The sequence below is a fragment of the Sphingobacterium sp. SGR-19 genome, assembly GCF_011043555.1.
Taxonomy (GTDB): Bacteria; Bacteroidota; Bacteroidia; order Sphingobacteriales; family Sphingobacteriaceae; genus Sphingobacterium.
In genome coordinates this window covers 174,988-196,139 of sequence record NZ_JAAKGS010000006.1, presented here as the reverse complement: position 1 = coordinate 196,139, position 21,152 = coordinate 174,988, and the positions used below count along the sequence as shown (strand labels likewise).

Annotated in this window: 22 protein-coding genes; 12 read left to right on the top strand and 10 right to left on the bottom strand. The window is 40.2% G+C overall.

Annotated elements, in window-relative coordinates; translation table 11 throughout:
- Positions 1-2 precede the first annotated feature (2 nt).
- Both G5B43_RS12990 and G5B43_RS12985 read left to right on the top strand, forming a co-directional pair.
- Positions 3-845 carry an alpha/beta hydrolase gene (locus tag G5B43_RS12990; protein ID WP_165295222.1) on the top strand — a complete coding sequence of 281 codons (843 nt, stop codon included), beginning with the start codon at positions 3-5 and terminating at the stop codon, positions 843-845.
- Positions 842-1,348 carry a TlpA family protein disulfide reductase gene (locus G5B43_RS12985; RefSeq protein ID WP_165295221.1) on the top strand — a complete coding sequence of 169 codons (507 nt, stop codon included), beginning with the start codon at positions 842-844 and terminating at the stop codon, positions 1,346-1,348. Before G5B43_RS12990 ends, G5B43_RS12985 begins: the two co-directional genes overlap by 4 nt.
- Before the next feature lie 6 nt (positions 1,349-1,354).
- On the opposite strand, the gene G5B43_RS12980 is transcribed toward G5B43_RS12985, so the two are convergent.
- From G5B43_RS12980 to G5B43_RS12955, 6 genes are all read right to left on the bottom strand, one after another.
- Positions 1,355-2,401, bottom strand: a complete 1,047-nt coding sequence (locus tag G5B43_RS12980; RefSeq protein ID WP_165295220.1) for an ABC transporter ATP-binding protein — start codon at positions 2,399-2,401, stop codon at positions 1,355-1,357.
- Between the two features lie 33 nt (positions 2,402-2,434).
- A complete protein-coding gene (locus G5B43_RS12975; RefSeq protein WP_165295219.1) occupies positions 2,435-3,223 on the bottom strand; it encodes an outer membrane beta-barrel protein in 789 nt (262 codons plus the stop codon).
- 6 nt (positions 3,224-3,229) lie between these two features.
- A complete protein-coding gene (locus G5B43_RS12970; protein WP_165295218.1) occupies positions 3,230-3,979 on the bottom strand; it encodes a hypothetical protein in 750 nt (249 codons plus the stop codon).
- On the bottom strand, positions 3,976-4,512 hold the full coding sequence (locus G5B43_RS12965; protein ID WP_206367351.1) for an RNA polymerase sigma factor: 537 nt from the start codon (positions 4,510-4,512) through the stop codon (positions 3,976-3,978). The genes G5B43_RS12970 and G5B43_RS12965 overlap by 4 nt, the downstream gene beginning before the upstream one ends.
- Positions 4,513-4,585: 73 nt before the next feature.
- The gene (gene tsaE / locus G5B43_RS12960) at positions 4,586-4,996 is read right to left on the bottom strand and encodes a tRNA (adenosine(37)-N6)-threonylcarbamoyltransferase complex ATPase subunit type 1 TsaE (protein ID WP_165295216.1); all 411 of its coding nucleotides are present in this window, start codon (positions 4,994-4,996) and stop codon (positions 4,586-4,588) included.
- Between the two features lie 18 nt (positions 4,997-5,014).
- Positions 5,015-6,568: a PglZ domain-containing protein gene (locus G5B43_RS12955; protein WP_165295305.1), complete on the bottom strand. Its 1,554-nt coding sequence runs from the start codon at positions 6,566-6,568 to the stop codon at positions 5,015-5,017.
- Between the two features lie 278 nt (positions 6,569-6,846).
- On the opposite strand from G5B43_RS12955, the gene G5B43_RS12950 reads away from it, so the two are divergent.
- From G5B43_RS12950 to G5B43_RS12920, 7 genes are all read left to right on the top strand, one after another.
- Complete coding sequence (locus tag G5B43_RS12950) at positions 6,847-8,100, top strand: HD domain-containing protein (protein WP_165295214.1); 1,254 nt, start codon at positions 6,847-6,849, stop codon at positions 8,098-8,100.
- A gap of 34 nt (positions 8,101-8,134) precedes the next feature.
- On the top strand, positions 8,135-9,178 hold the full coding sequence (gene lpxD / locus G5B43_RS12945; RefSeq protein ID WP_165295212.1) for a UDP-3-O-(3-hydroxymyristoyl)glucosamine N-acyltransferase: 1,044 nt from the start codon (positions 8,135-8,137) through the stop codon (positions 9,176-9,178).
- Positions 9,179-9,201: 23 nt separating this feature from the next.
- Positions 9,202-10,599, top strand: coding sequence for a bifunctional UDP-3-O-[3-hydroxymyristoyl] N-acetylglucosamine deacetylase/3-hydroxyacyl-ACP dehydratase (locus G5B43_RS12940; protein ID WP_206367349.1), 1,398 nt, complete (start codon positions 9,202-9,204; stop codon positions 10,597-10,599).
- Between the two features lies 1 nt (position 10,600).
- Positions 10,601-11,398, top strand: coding sequence for an acyl-ACP--UDP-N-acetylglucosamine O-acyltransferase (lpxA, locus tag G5B43_RS12935; protein WP_165295208.1), 798 nt, complete (start codon positions 10,601-10,603; stop codon positions 11,396-11,398).
- Positions 11,399-11,409: 11 nt separating this feature from the next.
- Entirely contained in the window at positions 11,410-12,054 is a 645-nt protein-coding gene (locus G5B43_RS12930; protein WP_165295206.1) for an ATP-binding cassette domain-containing protein, read from the top strand.
- Positions 12,055-12,102: 48 nt separating this feature from the next.
- Positions 12,103-12,663 carry an elongation factor P gene (efp, locus tag G5B43_RS12925; RefSeq protein WP_165295204.1) on the top strand — a complete coding sequence of 187 codons (561 nt, stop codon included), beginning with the start codon at positions 12,103-12,105 and terminating at the stop codon, positions 12,661-12,663.
- A gap of 74 nt (positions 12,664-12,737) precedes the next feature.
- Positions 12,738-13,313: a 5-formyltetrahydrofolate cyclo-ligase gene (locus tag G5B43_RS12920; RefSeq protein WP_165295202.1), complete on the top strand. Its 576-nt coding sequence runs from the start codon at positions 12,738-12,740 to the stop codon at positions 13,311-13,313.
- A 16-nt stretch (positions 13,314-13,329) separates the two neighbouring features.
- Here G5B43_RS12920 and G5B43_RS12915 read toward each other — a convergent pair whose 3' ends face one another.
- Entirely contained in the window at positions 13,330-14,625 is a 1,296-nt protein-coding gene (locus tag G5B43_RS12915) for an HAD-IB family phosphatase (protein WP_165295201.1), read from the bottom strand.
- Positions 14,622-15,596 carry an SDR family NAD(P)-dependent oxidoreductase gene (locus G5B43_RS12910; RefSeq protein WP_165295199.1) on the bottom strand — a complete coding sequence of 325 codons (975 nt, stop codon included), beginning with the start codon at positions 15,594-15,596 and terminating at the stop codon, positions 14,622-14,624. Before G5B43_RS12910 ends, G5B43_RS12915 begins: the two co-directional genes overlap by 4 nt.
- A 152-nt stretch (positions 15,597-15,748) precedes the next feature.
- On the opposite strand from G5B43_RS12910, the gene G5B43_RS12905 reads away from it, so the two are divergent.
- Positions 15,749-16,936 carry a formimidoylglutamase gene (locus G5B43_RS12905; protein WP_165295197.1) on the top strand — a complete coding sequence of 396 codons (1,188 nt, stop codon included), beginning with the start codon at positions 15,749-15,751 and terminating at the stop codon, positions 16,934-16,936.
- A gap of 10 nt (positions 16,937-16,946) precedes the next feature.
- A complete protein-coding gene (rmuC, locus tag G5B43_RS12900; protein ID WP_165295196.1) occupies positions 16,947-18,263 on the top strand; it encodes a DNA recombination protein RmuC in 1,317 nt (438 codons plus the stop codon).
- 10 nt (positions 18,264-18,273) lie between these two features.
- Here rmuC and ggt read toward each other — a convergent pair whose 3' ends face one another.
- Positions 18,274-19,971 carry a gamma-glutamyltransferase gene (ggt, locus tag G5B43_RS12895; protein ID WP_165295194.1) on the bottom strand — a complete coding sequence of 566 codons (1,698 nt, stop codon included), beginning with the start codon at positions 19,969-19,971 and terminating at the stop codon, positions 18,274-18,276.
- A gap of 66 nt (positions 19,972-20,037) precedes the next feature.
- On the opposite strand from ggt, the gene G5B43_RS12890 reads away from it, so the two are divergent.
- Positions 20,038-20,805, top strand: coding sequence for an endonuclease/exonuclease/phosphatase family protein (locus tag G5B43_RS12890; RefSeq protein ID WP_165295192.1), 768 nt, complete (start codon positions 20,038-20,040; stop codon positions 20,803-20,805).
- Here the strand turns inward: G5B43_RS12890 and G5B43_RS12885 are convergent.
- A complete protein-coding gene (locus G5B43_RS12885; protein WP_165295191.1) occupies positions 20,797-21,123 on the bottom strand; it encodes a nucleotide pyrophosphohydrolase in 327 nt (108 codons plus the stop codon). The genes G5B43_RS12890 and G5B43_RS12885 overlap by 9 nt on opposite strands.
- Positions 21,124-21,152 lie beyond the last annotated feature (29 nt).

Below are 21,152 nucleotides of genomic sequence, written 5' to 3'. Positions count from 1 at the left end.
AAATGAAATTTATTTATTCTATACTATTTGTGGTGTTATTAAATTATTATACGCTTGCACAAGAAAAAGTTGCACTATATACCGAAATCCCCAATGCGACGAAATCTGCGGAAGGTTTGGGAGAGGAAAACATCCCCGTTTTGTATAAATATGAGTTGCCTAGCGCCAAACAGGCTGTATTGGTGATCCCGGGAGGGGGATACTCCCATGTGGCCATTAATCACGAAGGGCATGAAATAGCCAAGGCGTTTAATCAGGAGGGTTATAGTGCTTTTGTACTGTATTATCGCTTGCCTAAAGATGAGTATATGGAAATACGGAAGATAGGGCCTCTACAGGATGCGCAACGTGGTATGCAATATATTAGAGAGCATTATGACTTCGATAAGATTGGCGTAATAGGGTTTTCAGCAGGAGGTCACTTAGCATCATCATTATCAAATCATTTTGATGACGTGAAAATTGAGAATGAGCATGCTATTGATTTAGCACCTGATTTTTCAGTATTGGTCTATCCTGTTATTTCGATGGATGATGAGATTACACACAAGGGGTCGAAGAAAAACTTGATAGGTGAGCAACCTCATTCGGATGATCTATTATATTTCTCTTTGGAGAAGCAGGTATCTACGAAAACTCCACCTACCTTTTTGGTACATGCCGAAGATGATAAAGCAGTACCTGTTGCCAATGCATTACGTTACAAAGAAGCGTTGGACAGGGCGGGGGTAATCAATGATATGTTTATTTACAATACGGGTGGGCACGGTTTTGGCCTACATAACAAAACCGACGCTAGAAAATGGTCAGAAGTCATGTTTACGTGGTTAAAAGATTTGAAATGAAGAAAGTTATATTGATGTTATTGTTGGGGGTCACGCTTTCAACCGCTCGATCTCAAGAATGGAAAGTGTCTTTAAATGACGAAGTGCCATCGTTTACTGTTCAAGATAGAGAAGGAAATTCCATAGACATTCAATCCCTCCGGGGCAAGGTCGTATTGTTGAATTTGTTTGCTACTTGGTGCCCATCTTGTCGGGAAGAGTTACCTCACCTTCAAAAAGAGATATGGGATAATTGGAAGACACGCGATGATTTTGCAGTAATGGTGCTTGCGAGGGAAGAAGGCTGGGATAAGTTGGATCCATTTATTAAAAAGACAGGTTATACTTTTCCTATATATCCTGATTTAAAAAGGAACGTCTTCAGCTTATTTGCTAATTCTTATATCCCTAGAAATATATTGATTGATAAAGAAGGAAAAATTATTTACCAATCTGTAGGTTACAAAGAAAAAGAGTTTTCTGAATTAATTAAACTCATCGAAACCACATTAGAAGCAGAATAGGTAGCCTTAACCGAATGTAATATATTTTGTAATACTAATATTTACTTTACTGCCAATGGCAATCTTGGACAACGGGTATAAAATAGCATGCAAAGTAAGCTGCCCGTTGCTCAATATCAATTCCTTATAAAACCCACGAAAACGTATGTCTTTCACATGAAATGTCCCTTGCGGATTTTCTTCGAAGGACACATCTTCTTGGTGGATTCCAATCGTATGGTTCGATGAAATGTCTATGAGAGCAGCTTGGCTCGAAGATAAGATATTACTTTTTGCAAGCAGCTGTGCTGTGTAACTGTGGGTCGGTTCGTAATAAAGCTTTGTAGGAGAACCCTGCTCAATTATCTTTGCGTTTTTCATGACAATTAGTTCGTCGGACAGGGCAAGAACCTCCGTGGGATCATGGGAAACCAAAAGTATCGTAAGGCCAGTGTCTTCTACGATTTGCCGAATGTCTTGTTGCAACGCATCTCGAAACGCTGCATCTACTTGGTTAAACGGTTCATCCATGAGGAGTACCTCCGGCTCGTTTACTAAAGCACGTGCAATAGCCACTCGTTGCTTTTCCCCACCACTCAAATCAGCTACCCGTTGTTGGTCAAGATGAAGAATCTTTAGCCTATTTAACGTTTCACGTGTCTTGGACTCTTTCAGCGAAAGATTGGTGTTAGGTAATTGAGAAGCGACATTATCCCAAACTTTTGCATACAGATTTAGATCATCAAACCCCTGTGATACTAACTTCATAGCATCGTGCCCAGGAATAAGTTTATCTTTACGTGTGGGAACCAACCACCCGCGGTAGCGAACTTCTCCCGATGAAGGTTCTAATAGGCCGTAGATAAGTTTTAATAATGTGCTTTTACCACTTCCTGATTCTCCGATGATCGCTGTAATCTTTCCCTCACGTATACCAAAATCAACCTTATTGACTGCAATAACTTCCCGCTTCGCCTGAAAAGCGTGCGAAAGGTTTTCGCCATAAATAAGAGGCAGCCCTACCTTTTGTTGGTCATTCGGGATATATTGACAAGAAGAGGTTTGTTGCGCCATAGAGAATCTTGAACCTTGTGTGGCACAAAAGTATTAAAACCCTAACGTCAATCCAAAAGTCAAATTATTTAAGTTCTCTTGATTAGGGCTATTTTCGAACATATCATTCATATAATATTTAGCGAAAACACCCAATGATCCAAAACCTATCCTTGCGAATGCGCCATATTGAAAGCTTGCCAAATTATAGTTATCCTTGAACTTTTGTTTGCCATGTTCTTCACTTTTGAATCGCTGTGTTCCTTTGAGCAGAATACCCGTCATGGCACCAAAGGCAATTTTGGGTCGGTGGCCATGATGATTTCTGGGTCCCCGCCATTCAAAACTTAATGGTGTGCGAAGATAGGTAGAGGTAAATATGTTCTTTTTATAGGTAATATCAGACAGACTATAAGCCAATGGGATTGCTTCCGTGTCTAGAATAATATCATTTTTTAACCGAAGGTAATTCCATTCGAAGCCTGCAGATACATACATTTTGAAAGCATCGTTGAAGCGAACACCGAATTGGGCAATATCAAATCCAAAATTAGATGCTTTCTTGTATTTCAAAAATTGATTTTCTTCTCCTAATGTAAAGCTACCGTCGTCCATAAGACGTGAAAAACCCCAATCTATCCGGGTAAAGGTAAGGCCGCCAAATACACGAGGATATTTGATTATGTTGCCATGGTCGTCATAATCTTTTTTTCCTAAAGTTGGCTCGAGATCGATTTTTCTGGTGAGCGTATCATCGCTTTCGTCTTCTTGGGCAAAAGAATGTTGTACGGAGAAAAGTAACGCTATACCGACTAATCCTGTAAATAATAAGTTTTTTTTCATAATAGATTATCTTCTTTTTTTACTACGGTTTTTCACTAAACTATTGACTATATCGAGACGAAGAAACCCTTCTTCATCTTTACTGAATTGAATGGTTGTGTTATCAGTAGGGTTTAACGCATCTGATATTTTGTTCAAGATACCGGGCACTATACCTTCGGCCGGTTTTCGATTAGAAGCAAGCATACTTTCTTCTGTTTCCGGACTATCAATTAGTGGAGCGATAGGTGGCACACTGACAGCATACTCCTGCGGTGCTTTGTCATCTATATTAAGACCGGCTGTAAGGGATGGTGAAACACCGGCAGGTTTGAGCTCCACGAGTTCCAGATGGCGTTCTTCCGGTTTGCTAACGGGATTTTTTTGTTTGAGCCTGGAAGCACTCTGCACAGACGCTTGTATCTTCGTTACCTCTTGTTCTGGTTGCTCCGTATGCCCTTTTATTACAGGATCAACAGGTTGAACTGGTATGGAGGATTCTTGCGCCGTATTTGTCGGCGTTGTCGATACTTCGTTTTGTGCAATGGTTGGTATATCACCTGCAGGTGTAGACTGCATAATAATATATAATAATGCGATCAAGCCAAGACACCCAATAGCCATTGCAGCATAACCTACCCAACTAACTTTTTTGACAGGAATGACCTTTTCTTGCTCCAGTTGCCCTTCTATCTGATGCCAGATATCCTCCCTTGGGCGCGCGGTATGATTGCTCAGTTGCTCCTTGAATAATTCGTCTAGTTCTTTATCGTTCATAACCCGATATTTTCAATTTTCATCAATTTCTCTTTAAGCCACTGTCTTGCCCTGGACAGCTGTGATTTGGAATTACTCTCACTAATGGAGAGCATAGCTGAAATCTCCTTGTGTGAGTAGCCCTCAATCACATATAAGTTAAAGACCGTTCGATAACCCAAAGGGAGCGCTGTTATCATTGCCAACAAATCTTTATACCGCAAGTTTTCATCGCTCCCCGAGCGACTATCTGCCATTGGGTAATCCTGCGTAAGCGGCTCAAAATAATGTCTGCTCTTATTCCGATGTAGTTCAATCGCTGTGTTGACCATGATTTTGCGAATCCACCCTTCTAATGAGCCCTTGTTGTCAAACAACTGTCCTTTTGTGAACACTTTGATGAACCCTGCTTGGAGGATTTCCTCTGCTTCTGATTCATTTTGTGCATATCGTAAACACACACTAAACATTCGACCGGATAAGGTTTGATACAATTGAAATTGTGCTTTGCGGTTTCCCGTTAGACAGGCATTCCATAAGGTATCTAAATTCATCTTATCCAATTTCAGATTAGTCTTTGTTAAAAAGACGACGATAAATGTAGAAAGGTTGCATGAAGAAGAAAAATTATTTTACAACAATGCTTCTGCTGTTTGGTGAAGAAGCGGTAAGTGTGATTTGCCGGGATTCTTCCGGAAGAAGATTGGGAATCTTTTCCGGCCATTCTACAAAACAATAGGCATCTGTGTAAAAATATTCCTCATAACCCATATCTAGTGCTTCTTCTTCATACTTTAAACGATAGAAATCAAAATGATATATGGCACCCTGGGGAGAACTATATTCGTTAACAATGGAGAATGTGGGACTACTGGTACTATCAGATACACCCAAAGCCTTACACAACGAGCTAACCAGTGTTGTCTTCCCCGCACCCATGTCACCATAAAGCAAAAAAATCCTATCATTTGGAAAACGAGATAGTATTTGCTTTGCAGCAGCATCTAATTCTTGAAGATTGTTTACCGTGATGTTCATGATAGTAATTCAAAAGTATTATTTAGGTATATAAACTGCATACGGAATAATCATCTCTTCCAATGAAATCCCTCCGTGTTGAAAAGTTTCGTTGTAATAGTTGACAAATTGATTGTAGTTGTTCGGATAAACGAAGAAATAATCATCCCTGGCAAACACAAACGCAGAGCTTACATGAAGCTTCGGAAGTTGTGCATCATGCGGATTTTTAATCACAAACACTTCTTTGTTTTTATAATTCAAATTTCTTCCCTGTTTGTATCGTAAGTTCGTATTTGTGTTTCTGTCACCAATAATCTTACTTGGTTTCTTTACCCGTATCGTGCCGTGGTCGGTTGTAATGATAATACGCACATTTCGCTGTGCAAGCCATTTTAAAGCATCTAATAATGGAGAATGCTCAAACCAGGATAGCGTTAACGAACGGTAGGCCCGTTCATCATTTGCCAATTCCCGGATCATCGCCATATCTGTTCTTGCGTGCGAAAGCATATCGACAAAGTTGTAAACCAAGACATTTAGATCGTTTTGCATGAGGTTGTTCAGTGATTCAACAACCTCTCTACCTTGGCTTAATGTAATTATTTTATGATACGAATGTTTTAAGTCCCGACGATAGATGCGGCTGATCTGATCGGCTAAAAATTTATCTTCGTATACGTTTTTTCCACCCTCATCATCATCATTTTGCCAAAGATCTGGGAATCTTTTTTCCATTTCCAAAGGTGTTAACCCACTGAAGATAGCATTTCTTGCATACTGGGTAGCCGTAGGCAAAATACTATAGTAGGCGTCTTCCTCCTCCAATCTGTAATAATCTGTTATGATTTCATTGATTACTTTCCACTGGTCGTAACGTAAGTTATCGATCAAGAAAAAAAAAGTAGGCCGTTCCTTGTCTAGTTGGGGAAATACTTTATTCTTAAATAATTGATGTGATTGAATCGGCCCTTCTTCCTTGTTTTGTATCCAATTCAAGTAATTCTTTTCGATAAACTTAGAGAAAATTGTGTTGGCATCTGCCTTTTGCATCGTTAGAATCTCATGCATACCAGCGTCCTCTAACTTTTGCAATGAAAGTTCCCAATAGATCAGTTTGCGGTAAGCCTCAATCCACTGCTTATAATCCAAATCGTCATTAATGGTCATTCCGAGGTTCCGGAACTCTTGCTGATAAGCCATGGAGGTTTTTTCACTGACCAAACGTTTATTTTCAGTGAACTTTTTTATCGTCAAAAGGATTTGTTTGGGATTGACGGGTTTTATCAGATAGTCATCAATCTTGGAACCAATTGCATCTTCCATCAAATGTTCCTCTTCATTCTTTGTTACCAATACAGTAGGAATAGTTGGGTTGATAGTTTTCAAAATAGCGAGTGTCTCCAATCCGGTTTTACCGGGCATATTCTCATCGAGAAAAACTAGATCAAAAGGTTCGTTTTGAAAAGCATCCACTGCGTCGTTACCGTTATTGACAGTTTTAACCCGATACCCCTTCTCTTCCAATAATAGAATATGAGGCCTCAAAAATTCAATTTCATCGTCAGCCCACAGTATATGTATCTTCTGTATCATTTATTTTTAACATTAATTAACTTCATTCTCCTTATCTTTGCGCTTAATTTAGACATCCGAAAGCGCTTAAGCACCAACGGAAAAGAAAGAGAGATGAACTGCTATGTCGAAGTAGAAAGAGCTTATCCTCGTTGCGTATCAAACATAGATAAATTCATTTTTATATGCAATATAATTATATAAGCATTTAAAAATGAATTATTCTAGCTCTCCTCTGCCATTAAATACTTTGATAGAGGAAATTTAAAGATAATAATTAACATCATAGCGTAAAGTTGAATAAGAAAAAGATAATTAATGACCCAGTATACGGATTTGTCACTATTCCGTCGGCTTTTATTTTCGACCTTATTCAACACCCGTATTTACAAAGATTGCGTTTTATCAAACAGGTAAGCATGACGCATTTGGTGTATCCAGGGGCCCTTCACACGCGTTTCCAACACGTCATTGGTGCTATGCATCTCATGTCGTTGGCAATTGACACGCTTCGTAATAAAAATGTATCCATCAGTGCCCAAGAGGAAGAAGCTGTTTTGATTACGATATTGTTGCACGATATTGGCCACGGACCTTTTTCACATTCATTAGAACATACGCTTATTGAGGGCGTATCCCATGAAATGCTTTCGTCTTTATTAATGGATAAATTGAATGAAGAGTTTGATGGCAGGCTGTCTTTAGCGATTACGATTTTCAATGATCAGTATCCCAGAAAGTTTTTTCATCAGCTAGTTTCTAGTCAACTGGACATGGACCGTATGGATTACCTCAACAGAGATAGTTTTTTTACAGGTGTATCAGAGGGCGTTATTTCCTTTGACCGTATCATTACGATGCTTAATGTGGAACAGGGCCAGTTGGTCGTGGAAGCAAAGGGTATCTATTCTGTCGAAAAGTTCTTGATTGCCCGACGACTTATGTATTGGCAAGTTTATTTACATAAAACGGTCATCGGCGCGGAACAGATGTTGATTAAGATTTTGTATCGTGCTAAAGAATTGGCGGCACAAGATAGTACTTTATTTGCGACAACGGCTTTAAGCCATTTTTTAACAAATAAGATTAATCACCGTAATTTTTTGGAGGATGCTCGCCATTTAGACTGGTTTACCCGTTTAGATGATACTGATATTATGTCGGCTTTGAAAGAGTGGGTATATGAGGAAGACGAAATATTGAGTACACTTTGTCGAAAACTAACGAACAGAGACCTCCCGCGCACAGAACTTAGAAATACGCCGTTTCTGAAAACGGAAATAGATTTAGTACGGGAAAAAGTGAAAGCTTATTTTGATTTGGAAGAAAACGAAGTGGACTATTTCGTGTATGTACAAGTCATTCAAAACAGCGCCTATGACATACAGCACAATAATATTAAAATTATCAATAACAGAGGTTGTGTTCAGGACATTACGGAAGCCTCTGATGTTTCAAATTTAGAAGCATTGGCAAAACGTGTGGTTAAGTTTGCCATCTCCTATCCAAAAGAAATAGGACATCCTTTGGATGAGGGGAATAATTTCTAAAAAAAAATAATAAGAAAAAGTATACATTTGTAAGATGCAATTTACTGCAAATCAAATAGCAACATTATTAAACGGATACGTTGAAGGCGATTCCGATGTCCTTGTGAATCAATTGGCTAAGATTGAAGAAGGTGAAGAAGGTGCATTGGCTTTTCTATCCAATCCTAAATACGAACATTTCCTTTATGAAACGAAAGCATCCGCAGTTATCGTTAATCAGGACCTGCAGTTGACTAAACCCGTTAGTGTTAGTTTAATTCGCGTAAAAGACGCCTACTCCGCTTTTTCAGAGCTTTTGCGTATTTACGATCAATTACGTAATGAACGGAGCGGAATCGAAGAACCTTCCTATGTCCATGAATCGGCAAATATAGGACAAGATCTATATTTAGGTGCTTTTTCCTATATTGGACGAGATGTTGTCATTGGCAATCGTGTGAAAATATACCCACAGGTGTATATTGGAGATGGTGTTACTATCGGAGATAATACCGTGGTTTATCCAGGCGTTAGGATTTATCACGATAGTAAGATTGGCGATAACGTTGTACTTCACAGTGGCGTAATAATAGGTAGTGATGGATTTGGTTTTGCTCCGCAAAAGGATGGCAGTTATAGTAAAGTGCCTCAGATTGGGAATGTAGTTATCGAAGATAATGTGGAGATAGGCGCTAATACGGTAATCGATCGTGCTACGCTTGGTTCTACTACTATTCGAAAAGGAGTGAAATTAGATAACCTCATACAAATAGCCCACAATGTCGAAATAGGTGCCAATACCGTAGCGGCTGCGCAAACAGGTATTTCGGGAAGTACAAAGATTGGGGACAATGTAGTCTTAGGCGGACAAGTGGGAGTAGTAGGCCACATTCAGGTAGCAACGGGATCACAGATTCAAGCCCAATCGGGCGTTAATAGGTCTATCGACCAGGAAAATAAAAAATGGGGCGGCACTCCTGCAATGCCCTATAACAGTAACTTGCGCTCGCATGTAATTTATAGCAAATTACCGGCTCTGGAACAACGTGTTGCTGAACTGGAAGCCCGTCTCAAAGAACTCGATAGCGAAACTCGTTAAATTTCCTAAATAGAATGTTAGATATGAATGTAAAACAGAGGACGATACAATCTGAAATATCCATTTCAGGAATAGGATTGCATACAGGTAAAGCTGTGAATGTAACGATTAAACCTGCACCGGAATTTCATTGGTATAAATTTAAAAGAGTAGATCTGGAAGGAAAGCCGATCGTCGCCGTGGACGCAGATAATGTATCTGATACATCGCGTGGCACAACCATTTCCCAAAATGGGGCATCGATCAGCACCATCGAACACTTGATGGCCGCTTTGGTTGGACTTCAGGTCGATAACGTTCTAATTGAAATAGATGGTCCGGAAGTTCCCATATTAGATGGTAGTTCCAGGATTTTTGTAGAAAAGATAGTAGAAGCGGGTTTTATAGATCAGGAAGCGGATAGAGACTACTACGAAATCCGAGATAATATTGTTTATGTCGAGAAAGATAGGAAAGTAGAAATCATCGCGATGCCGCTGGATGGCTATCGCTTAACTTGTATGATTGATTTTAATTCTCCAGTACTAGGGAGCCAACATGCCTCGATTAGTAGTATTACGGAATTTAGGAATGAAATTTCTGGCTCACGGACATTCTGCTTTCTGCATGAATTAGAAAGTTTGGTTAACCATAATTTAATCAAAGGAGGAGATCTGTCCAACGCTATCGTTATTGTGGATAAAGAGGTAAGTAAGGAAGAGTTGGATAAATTATCCGGTTTATTTAACAAATCGGTAGAAGTTGCTAGCGAAGGAATTTTGGATAATATCCAATTGCGTTACCAAAATGAGCCTGCACGACATAAATTGTTAGATATGATCGGTGACCTTGCGTTAGTCGGACGTCCATTGAAAGGACATATTATGGCAGCCCGTCCGGGGCATGCTGCTAATGCTGCTTTCGCAAAGAAAATAAAAGCACAAATCAAGAAAGATAAGAATCGTAAGAACTTAAAGGTTTACGATCCGAATATGACACCGGTTTACGATACGGTGCAGATCATGAAGATATTACCGCATCGTCAACCGATGTTGATGGTCGATAAAATTTTAGAGTTGTCCGAAACACATGTCGTGGGGTTAAAAAACGTTACGATGAATGAAGATATTTTTATGGGGCATTTCCCGGAAGCTCCAGTATTCCCAGGAGTGTTGCAGATCGAAGCCATGGCACAGACAGGAGGTATTTTAGTGCTAAATACAGTTCCTGATCCAGAAAATTGGCTTACACTGTTCCTAAAAATCGAAAATGCTCGTTTTAAGAATCAAGTGACTCCCGGTGATACGATTATTTTCAGTTGTGAGTTGCTAGAACCCATTCGTCGCGGAATTGCCAGAATGAAGGGGGTAGGCTTGGTAGGCGACAAGGTAGTGAGTGAAGCGGAGCTTATGGCTCAAATTGTAAAAGTAAAAGGTAATTAGCATGATACAACCGTTATCATACATACATCCCGAAGCTAAAATAGCACAAAACGTGGTAGTAGAACCGTTCTCCACCATTCATCGGGATGTAGAAATTGGAGAAGGAACTTGGATTGGGTCCAATGTTACCATCATGAGTGGAGCCCGCATTGGAAAGAACTGCCGTATTTTTCCAGGATCTGTTATCGCGGGCGAGCCACAGGATTTAAAATTCGAAGGTGAGATCACCACTGCCGAGATTGGAGACAATACAACGATTCGGGAATGTGTGACGATCAACCGAGGCACGAAGGACCGATACAAAACGGTTATCGGGAAAAATTGTCTTATTCAAGCGTACAGCCATATTGCCCACGATTGCTTAGTAGGAGATAACTGTATTTTCTCTAATTCCAGTACACTGGCGGGACATATTACTGTTGGAGACTATGTTGTCCTTGCAGGGATGGTTGCAGTACATCAATTCTGTAAAATCGGGTCGCATGCCTTTGTAACAGGCGGTACGTTGGTGAGGAAAGATGTGCCACCATTTATAAAAGCGGCGAGAGAACCTATTGCTTATGCAGGAATTAATTCCGTCGGGCTACGTCGCAGAGGGTTTAGCACAGAAGAAATTACAGAAATACAGGATATTTATCGTGTATTATTTGTACAGCACCGTAACCTGACCAAAGCACTGGATTTAGTCGAAGCGGAATTCACACCTACAGAATTGCGGGACGAAATACTTTCTTTTGTCCGTAATTCCAATCGAGGTGTAATCAAGGGTTTTAATCAGGGAAGAATCTCTACACTTTAAAAAAGCACTTATTGAGTATAACTTTACAAAATTTAGGTAGACGGTATAATAGAGAATGGATTTTTCGCCATATAGATTATACCTTTTCATTCGGCAAAAAATATGCGGTACTAGGCCCAAATGGATCTGGAAAATCGACGTTATTAAAAGTAATTTGCGGAAGTCTTGCACCGAGTGAAGGAAAAATCACCTACGAAAATATACGTGCCCAATCTGTCCTTTCGGAAAATGTTTATCAACAATTAACAATGGCGGCTCCATACATGGAGTTGATTGAAGAGTTTACACTGCGGGAGCTGATTACATTTCATTTCAAGTTCAAATCCTACTTGTCCGGATTTGATTTCGAAGAAGTTGTTAAGACGTTGCATTTAAAAAAAGCCCTAGATAAAGAAATTCGTTTTTTCTCGTCAGGAATGAAACAACGTGTTAAGATGGCATTAGCCTGCTGTTCAGCTAGTAATATAGTACTGCTTGATGAACCTATGAGTAATCTAGATATCGCTGGAGAGGATTGGTACCTATCATTGATAGAACGTACCATCAAAGCCGATCGGATATTAGTTATAGCTTCAAACCAGGAGAAAGAATATGCTTTTTGTGATGAACAAATAAATATAGTTTCTTATAAGCAGGAGAAATTATCGTTTTTATAAGAAGCGGATAATTCGTACTTTTGTTACACTAAACTCAAATAGATTGTTATGTCAAAAGCATCTGAAGTAAAATCAGGAAATATACTTCGTTTCAATGGAGAGCTAGTTACTGTAGAAGAATACATCCACCGTACACCTGGAAATTTACGTGCATTTTATCAAGCGAGAATGCGTAATGTGCGTACAGGCAAATTGGTAGAATACCGCTTTAGAACAGACGAAGAAGTGGAGATTGCCCGTGTAGAAACGAACGATTATCAATATTTGTATGATGACGCGGATTTTTTCGTCGTTATGGATAACAACACCTACGATCAATTCAATATTCCAAAATCATTGTTCGGTGATGCAGCGCGATTTTTGAAAGAGGGCATGAATGTGTTGGTCGCGTTTGAAAGTGAAGAACCTATTATGGCAAGCCTACCGGCATCGGTAGAATTAGAGATAACATACACGGAACCGGCAGTAAAAGGTGATACATCAACAAATGCTTTGAAAAATGCGACAGTGGAAACAGGGGTTGAGATTCGTGTACCGTTGTTTATCAATCAGGGAGATAAGGTGAAAGTGGATACACGTACCGGAGATTATATCGAACGTGTAAAATAAAGAATATTAGGTTTAGGTTGATTATACGGTCTTGTTAGCCTCTCAGGCGCAAGGCCGTTTTTTTATAATCGAGCATGACAAAGGCGGAATTACGGAGAAATTATAAACGAAAGCGTTCCCTTCTATCGGAAGCACAAATCAGTTTGTTCAATGCCGGTATATTGAATCAGCTTTTACAATTTGATTGGAACGGAAATCATTACGTCCATACGTTTTTACCCATAGTGGGGCAAAACGAGCCTGATATGTGGTCGTTTATAACAAATACCCGGATATATTATCCCGATATACATATTGTTGTTAGTCGTTCCGAACTGAAAGACCGTTCCATGAAACATTTTCTGCTGGCGGATAATGTAGTGTTAGAAGAAAACGTTTGGGGAATTGTAGAACCGGTTGACGGAGAAACGGTAGCCGAAACATTATTGGATGTTGTATTAGTACCTTTATTGGTCGTAGACAAAGCAGGAAATAGAATCGGATACGGTAAAGGGTTTTACGATCGTTTTTTAGCGAAATGTCGATCCGATTGCCAAAAAATCGGTGTATCGCTCTTTGAACCCGTCGAAAAAATTGATGATGTAGACCCCTTGGATGTACCTCTTGATATGGTGATAACGCCATATTCAGCCATACCATTTAGTAGGTGAGGGCTGCCGCCCATCACTATTTATACAGTATCCTAAATTTTATCGTGTTGTCGATCTGTTTTAATTGCTTTAAAACATTTCTATCATATGCGATGTGAATATCCGTAACCGCGTAGCCAATTTCTCCTTTTGTCATTAGAAATTGTGAAATGATATTGATGTCATTTTCGGCATATACATTGTTTATCTGTGCCATGATACCCGGCACATTTTTGTGAATATGCAACAGACGATGCGCTTGCGTAAGCCGAGGCAATATCAAGTTCGGAAAGTTTCGGCTCATATAGGTATCTCCATTGTTAATGAAGTCGGCCATACGTTTCGGAATAAACTCTGCATTGCGCTTTTTATACTTTTTATCGTCGAAGACAACAATGCCTTTTTCCGTGCAGATATTTTTGTTTACATACCCTTTTATATCACCCAGATACCCGATAGTTTTTAGTTTGTCAGCTTGGGAAAGCTGTTCGTCATCAATACGTATACCGTCAGCTAACAAAAGTAAACCTATATCTTTGGTGTATTTGTCTTCGAAGGTATCTTTTACCCGAACAGAGAAGCCGTCCCTTTTTAAAATATGGACAGCAATTTCTGGAACGTCGCCCACTATAAGACACAGAATACGGTTTTTAGGATAAGAAATAGCACGTGGGAGATCGTTCACATATAAGAACTCATCGAAGCTAGGCGTAATGTGATCTGCTTTGTCCGTCACACTTTTGCGGGAAATGTTTTCTGTAAACGCGAAGAACTTTTCAATCAGCCCCGATTCCTTTAGCTGGAAATCCGAATAACCATCCCCAATGCCGAATATCCTGCCGTCCAATTTGAGTTCGTTTAGCAGTTTAACTTTACCACCTTCATCCGAAAGTGGATTGTTTTCATCATATCCAATAATATTGCCCTCTTTATCAAACTTGAATGTATTGGCATAAATGTTTTCTTTCTGGATATAGTATGGTGTTACGACCGGCGTAATGAATTCCTTGAATCCACCCGACACAATCAATGCCGTGTCTTGATGTTTTTTGAAAAATTCTTTATTTCGACCAAACGATCGGGAAACCTTTTTTTTCAGATGGGTTACTAGTTTATCCAAATGGCTTTTATTCGCATTCAAAAGTTGGACACGCCCCGTTAAACTCTCTCGAAAGGAAATCTTTCCTTCCATAGCGAGATTGGTATAGTCTTCTATCTGTTGATAAATTTGGTCCCTGTCAGGATGGTTTTCTAAGGATATTCTTGCTAATTCATCTAAAGCTTCGACTTGCGTGAACGTGCTGTCGAAATCGATGATGTAATAATTCTTCATTTATAAGTTTTAAAATCAATACTCATTTCTTTCAAAGTTAAATCAACGGGCTTAAAGCGGTATCCCGTAGTGTCGGTCACTTTCTTATTCGAATAGGCCAGATAAGAAGCCGAGGCTTTAGCAGTTTCACGTGTTAATGCCGGGCGACCTCCTTTGAAAAAGGCGATCATTTTGGCTGCCCTCCATGCGATGCTAAGCATAAAAGGTCTGGCCTTAATCCTTGGGGCTGGCTTGTCTAATAACTTAGCAATACGTTCCAATAAGTTTTTATTGGTAAGATTCTCACTATTAAGGACAAAACGTTCGCCTTTGATATCACCATTATCCATTAACAATATCATAATTTTAGCAACATCTTCTACATCTACAATTCCTACCGTTCCCGGAGGATAAACCTTGATTCCTTTATGAACTAAGTTAAAGATAGCGCCAGAAGCTTTTTTGCCGGGCCCTACACCCATAATAACAGATGGATTGACAATAACAGCGTCCAATCCCTCCATGATACCACGCCATACCTCCATCTCGCTCTCATATTTGGAACGTGCATATTTGGCGTGGTCTGCACCATCATCCCATTTGCTCTGTTCAGAAATCAATTCGCCAAATTTTGGCGAGCCTAAAGCAGCAATGGAGCTTACATGTATTAAGCGGGCATTATGCTCCAAACAAAGATTGACGATGTGTTTCGTGCCTTCGATGTTAGTATGCAACATATCTGCCCAGTCCTCTTTTTGGTAGGATATTTTCGCAGCGCAATGATATACATGTGTTATCCCACTAAACGCATCTGCCAAAGCAAAATAATCTGTGATATCAGCATGCAACCATTCTACTAAAGAAGAAGAACGTAATATTTCGGGAATTTCCGATTGTTCGCGCTTGATTGCCAGAACAGCATTCCCTTCGTTGATTAGAAACTTAATCAATGTGGATCCCAAAAAACCTGTTCCTCCTGTTACTAATATCACCTATGCCGAATTGTAGTTGAAATTGCTTCGCCCAAAGATAACCTATTGGTAACGGGTTTGCAAGTATAAGAAACGGGTATTTTTTATTCTTTACACAATTTGTGGAAACTTTCACTTTTGACTTTTAATTTCTAACCTTTTACTTTGTTTATATGTCTTTAACTGATTTCTTTACACCTATCGTATTACAGGATTTTTGTTCTGGAACCGATTTTTATAACTCGCAATTTGGAAAAATTATACAAGCTTATGAGTTATCTTTCCCTGATCTAGAAGATCCCGAAAAAAAGCCACATATAGCCTTAGTGGGAGTTGAAGAGGAACGGGCTTCTGTTAACAACGGGGGCGCGAAGAAGTCGCCAAATGCTATACGAAAATATTTCTACAATCTCTATCAAGGCGATTATGATGTACGTATTGCTGATTTAGGGAATATTCAAGCTGGCGCAACGATACAGGATACTTATATCGCGTTGAAAACGGTGGTGGAAGAATTGGTGAAACAGGACATATTGCCCGTCATTATAGGAGGCGGGCAGGATCTTACCTATGCCCAATATACCGGCTATGAGGGATTGGAGCAACGTGTCGAAGTGGCTGTTATTGATGCTCGATTTGATTTGGACCAAGATCATGTAGAGAACACACCGCTAAACTCCAATACGTATCTCAATCATATTATACTGCATCAACCGGATTACCTGTTTAATTTAAGTAACCTCGCCTATCAAACCTATTTAGTAAGCAAGGAGTCCATCAATATGTATGATAAGTTGTTTTTTAGTACCATGCGTATTGGAATGATGGCGGGCAAGCTTGATCAAGCAGAACCACTGATTCGTGCGGCAGATATGGTTAGTTTTGATATAAGTGCCATACGAGCTTCGGAAGCACCCGGTAACGCTAATGCAAATCCAAATGGGCTGTATGGAGATGAAGCTTGTCAACTGGCACGTTATGCGGGGATGTCAGATAAGTGTTCGTCGATCGGCTTTTATGAATATAATCCTACTTTCGATCCTATGGGGCATACCGGCAGTCTGGTAGCGCAGATGATATGGTGTTTTATTGACGGATTTTATAGCCGCAAAAACGATACGCCGGTTATCCCTAAATCGTCTTATATTATTTATCGTACTACACTAGAAAACGATGATTATGAACTGGTTTTTGTCAAAAGTAAGAAGTCCGATCGTTGGTGGATGCAAGTGCCATATTTTGGGTCGAGGTCGGTCAACGAACGCTATTACTGGGTACCATGCCGGTATGAAGATTATCAGCAAGCGGTAGGCGGGGATATGCCTGATCTTTGGTGGAGAACCCATCAAAAACTGCAGTAGGAACGGATTTATGGATACATTATCAATTTGCATCATTATAATTTTGATCGGTATCATCATAGGGCTACTTTGGATACAGACCCAAAAAGTACCGAGAAATGCGTTGCAGCAAGCCGAAAAGGAAAAGAACACCGCTATAATAGAACTAACCAAAGTACAGGAAAGAGAGCGGATGTTACAGCAAGGAAAAGAGTTGATCGAGCAGGCACTAGCATCCGAGCAACGCGAACGAACAGCTGTAGAACGCACGCTCGAAAGTACGAATGCATATTTGCAGGCCCAACAAGAGAAATACCAGGCCCAACAGGAGGAAATGCAGCAATTGCGCAAGCAATTTCATTTGGAATTTCAGCACATGGCGAATGCGATTCTCGAAGAAAAGACCCAGAAATTTACGGCAGTCAATCAACAGCACTTAGATCAGATACTTACACCGTTAAAGGAGAAAATCAAAACGTTTGAGGAAAAAGTAGAGCGAACATACCAGCAAGAAGCCGCGGAACGTAATGTATTGAAAGGCGTCGTGGAACAGCTTATGCAGCAGAGTATGCTGATTAAAAACGAAGCGAATAATTTGACCAGGGCACTGAAAGGTGATAGCAAAAAACAAGGCTATTGGGGCGAAATTATTTTGGAGCGGGTACTGGAGCGTTCGGGTTTGATAAAAGATCAAGAATATAGATTGCAAGCTATTTTTGACGAAGATAATAGTCGGAAAATTCCAGATGCCATTGTCTTACTGCCGGATGATAAACATCTGGTTATTGATTCTAAAGTATCCTTAACGGCATACGAACGGTGGGTGAATGAGGAAGACGAAGTAGAACAAGTTCAGTACTTACGTCAACATGTACAGTCTATCGAATCGCATATCCGCCAATTATCGGCAAAAAATTATCAGGATCTCTATGGTATCCATTCTCCGGATTTTGTTTTGTTGTTTATGCCAATAGAATCTGCTTTGAGTGTCGCCATTAAGGAAAAACCGGATCTTTTTTCCAATGCTTGGGATAGACGGGTGGTTATTGTAGGACCATCAACGTTGTTGGCAACACTGCGGACGATTGCAAGTGTGTGGGTACAGGAGCGCCAAAACCGCAATGTATTAGAAATAGCGAAAGAAGCAGGTTTACTATATGACAAGTTTGTAGGGTTTTTGAACGATATGCAACAATTAGAAACCCATTTGCAACGCGCGTCCGAAAAACATCAAGAAGCTATGCGAAAACTGTCAGCTGGTACCGGAAATGTGATTAAGAAAGTAGAAAATCTAAAGCAGCTTGGCGCAAAAGCAAATAAACAGATTAATCCAAAATATCTGGATTAGAGACGTCATATCAATACCCCGCAGCAACATCATCTCCACGTGGATCCGCGCCCGTTTGTAATTTCCCGTTAGGAAGGACAACGATATTCTCCATACGGCCTATCGATTGTCGTGGATAGAGTGTATAACCGTCGCTTTCCAAACTTTTCCGGATGGATTCAGCGATTGCCTTTTCTTCCACATCAATGCGGTCGGGCCTCCATTGGTGATGAAAACGAGGCGCATTTACAGATTGCTGTGCATTCATGCCAAATTCCAGAACGTTAAGAATGCCCTGGAATACGGATGTAATGATAGTCGATCCGCCCGGCGTTCCAATAACCATCTTTAGCTGTCCATTCTGTTCCACAATGGTAGGTGTCATGGCGCTCAGCATCCTTTTCTGTGGTGCTATGTCGTTTGCTTTACCTCCCAGTAGACCATACAAATTAGGCGTTCCCGGTTTTACAGAAAAGTCATCCATTTCATTATTTAGTAGAAACCCCGCACCATCTACCCATACATAAGCGCCATAAGACCCGTTAATGGTGGTCGTCAATGAAACAGCATTCCCATCCTTGTCAACAATGCTAAAGTGGGTGGTCTCTTCCGGTTCATAGCCGGGAAAGGATGCAGCGCCTATTTCGGAGCTCGGTGTTGCTTTATCCAGATTTACTTTTGCCATCCGATCTTGGTTAAATTTTTTATCGATTAAGTACCGTACCGGTACATCGTAAAAATCAGGATCACCAAGATAGGATGCTCTATCAGCATATATGCGCCGCTCGGCCTCTACCATTGCCCTTACTGTGCTATCAGATTGAAAACCCCAGGCAAGTAAGGGGTATTGTTCTACCGATTGTAATAATGCGAGCAGGGCAATGCCACCACTGGAAGGAGGGAGCATGGAAATAATCTTGTAATTTTTATAAGCTCCTATAATGGGTTCCCTCCAAACGGCATTATAGTTCGCTAAATCAGCATGGGTTATAATGCCATTGCCTCGTTTCATTTCGGCAATAATGAAATCAGCTGTTTCTCCTTTATAAAAGCCATCTCGTCCCTTTTCTGCAATTCGCTTTAATGTATTTGCAAGCTGTGTCTGTACAAATAGATCCCCGGGCTCCCATTCTTCGTTACGAATAATGGCGGCACCATTGGGGTTAAACTCCTTAAATCGTTGTTGATAACTGTTGAATTCTCCTGCTTGTCGGGTGGTGATAGAAAATCCATTTTCAGCAAGATCAATAGCTGGTTGGATAAGCTCTTTCCATGGCATGCTACCGTATTTTTTATGCGCCTCTTCCATACCCGCTACCGAACCCGGTACACCGGCAGCAAGTTGACCATAAAGGCTGAGATCTGTAATGGGTATTCCTTTTTCATCTAGGTACATATCACGATGTGCCTTCTCCGGTGCTTTTTCACGGAAGTCGAGCGACGTAGCATGGCCATCCTTATCACGGTATACCATAAAACCACCACCACCGATATTTCCCGCATTCGGATAAACCACAGCGAGTGCAAATTGTACGGCAACTGCAGCATCAACCGCGTTGCCTCCTTTTTTTAGTATATCTATGCCAATCTGAGAAGCCCGGGGGTGCGCGGTGACTACTGCTGCATGGCTAAATTCTTGGTTAGCAACTACTTCAGTTTTTTCTTGTGCTTTAGTATAAGAACTTACTAAAAATAAGGTGATAAAAAAGATAGCAGACAGTGACTTCATGGAGACAAAACAGTTTATCGTAAGTAAATATAGATTAAAAATGTTTTTTTGCCTAACTTAGACACCATGAAAACATTTTTCTCAAGCATTATATTTTGTGTTTTTTTCGTCGCGCTTCATGCACAGTCCGTTCGCATATTAACTTATAACATACATCATGGTAATCCGCCGGGACATCCGAATAAGATTGATTTGCCCCGCATAGCGGAAGTTATTAAGACCGCTGATGCTGATGTTGTAGGTATACAAGAAGTAGATGTCCGTGTCTCACGTTCGCAAATGGTAGATCAAGCGAAGGAGTTGGCAGATTTAACAGGAATGCACTATTTCTTCTCCAAAGGTATCGATTTAGAAAAAGGCGAATATGGCACATTAATCCTCACGAAACATAAGATTGTTGGTAATAAACGTTATGATTTGCCGATGGTAGAAAAAAGTGAAAATAGATCGTTAGCCATTGTCGATGTAGAATTACCCAACGGTAAAGTGCTTTCTTTTGCCAACACGCATTTGGATTTAAAAGCAAAAAATAAAGTGGTGCAAGCAAACTACATAAAAGATTTAGGCGCGAGAATAGAAAACCCTTTAATTCTTGTAGGAGATCTCAATGCGAAGCCTACTGACGAGACTATTAAAATTTTGGAGACACAGTTTGTCCGAAATACAACAACCAATGGTCCTACGCATCCAAATACCGGGGCAAAAAATGAAATCGATTATATTATGGTTGGAAAACAGACAAAATTCAACTGGAAGACTTATAAAACAGTCTCCGAAATGTATGCCTCCGATCATTTACCTGTATTTGCCGAAATCGAGTTAACGTTACAGTAATTTCTCGTTATTCTTATGCCTGTCTGCATCGCGAATGGATTTCTTCTCCAAGTTCTTTTGGAATGCATCAGTAAGGTCTATGCCTGTTTGATTAGCAAGACAGATAAGTACGAATAATACATCGGCCATCTCATCCGCTAGGTTGACTTCCTTATCCGATTTTTTAAACGATTGTTCGCCATATTGCCGAGCCATAATTCGAGCTACTTCGCCTACTTCTTCCATCAGCATGGCGGTATTTGTTAACTCGTTAAAATAACGCACTCCCGTGTCGTTAATCCATTTATCTACGATTTCTTGTGCTTCTTTGATTGTCATACTTTTTTTGTAACTATTTATCGTCGATG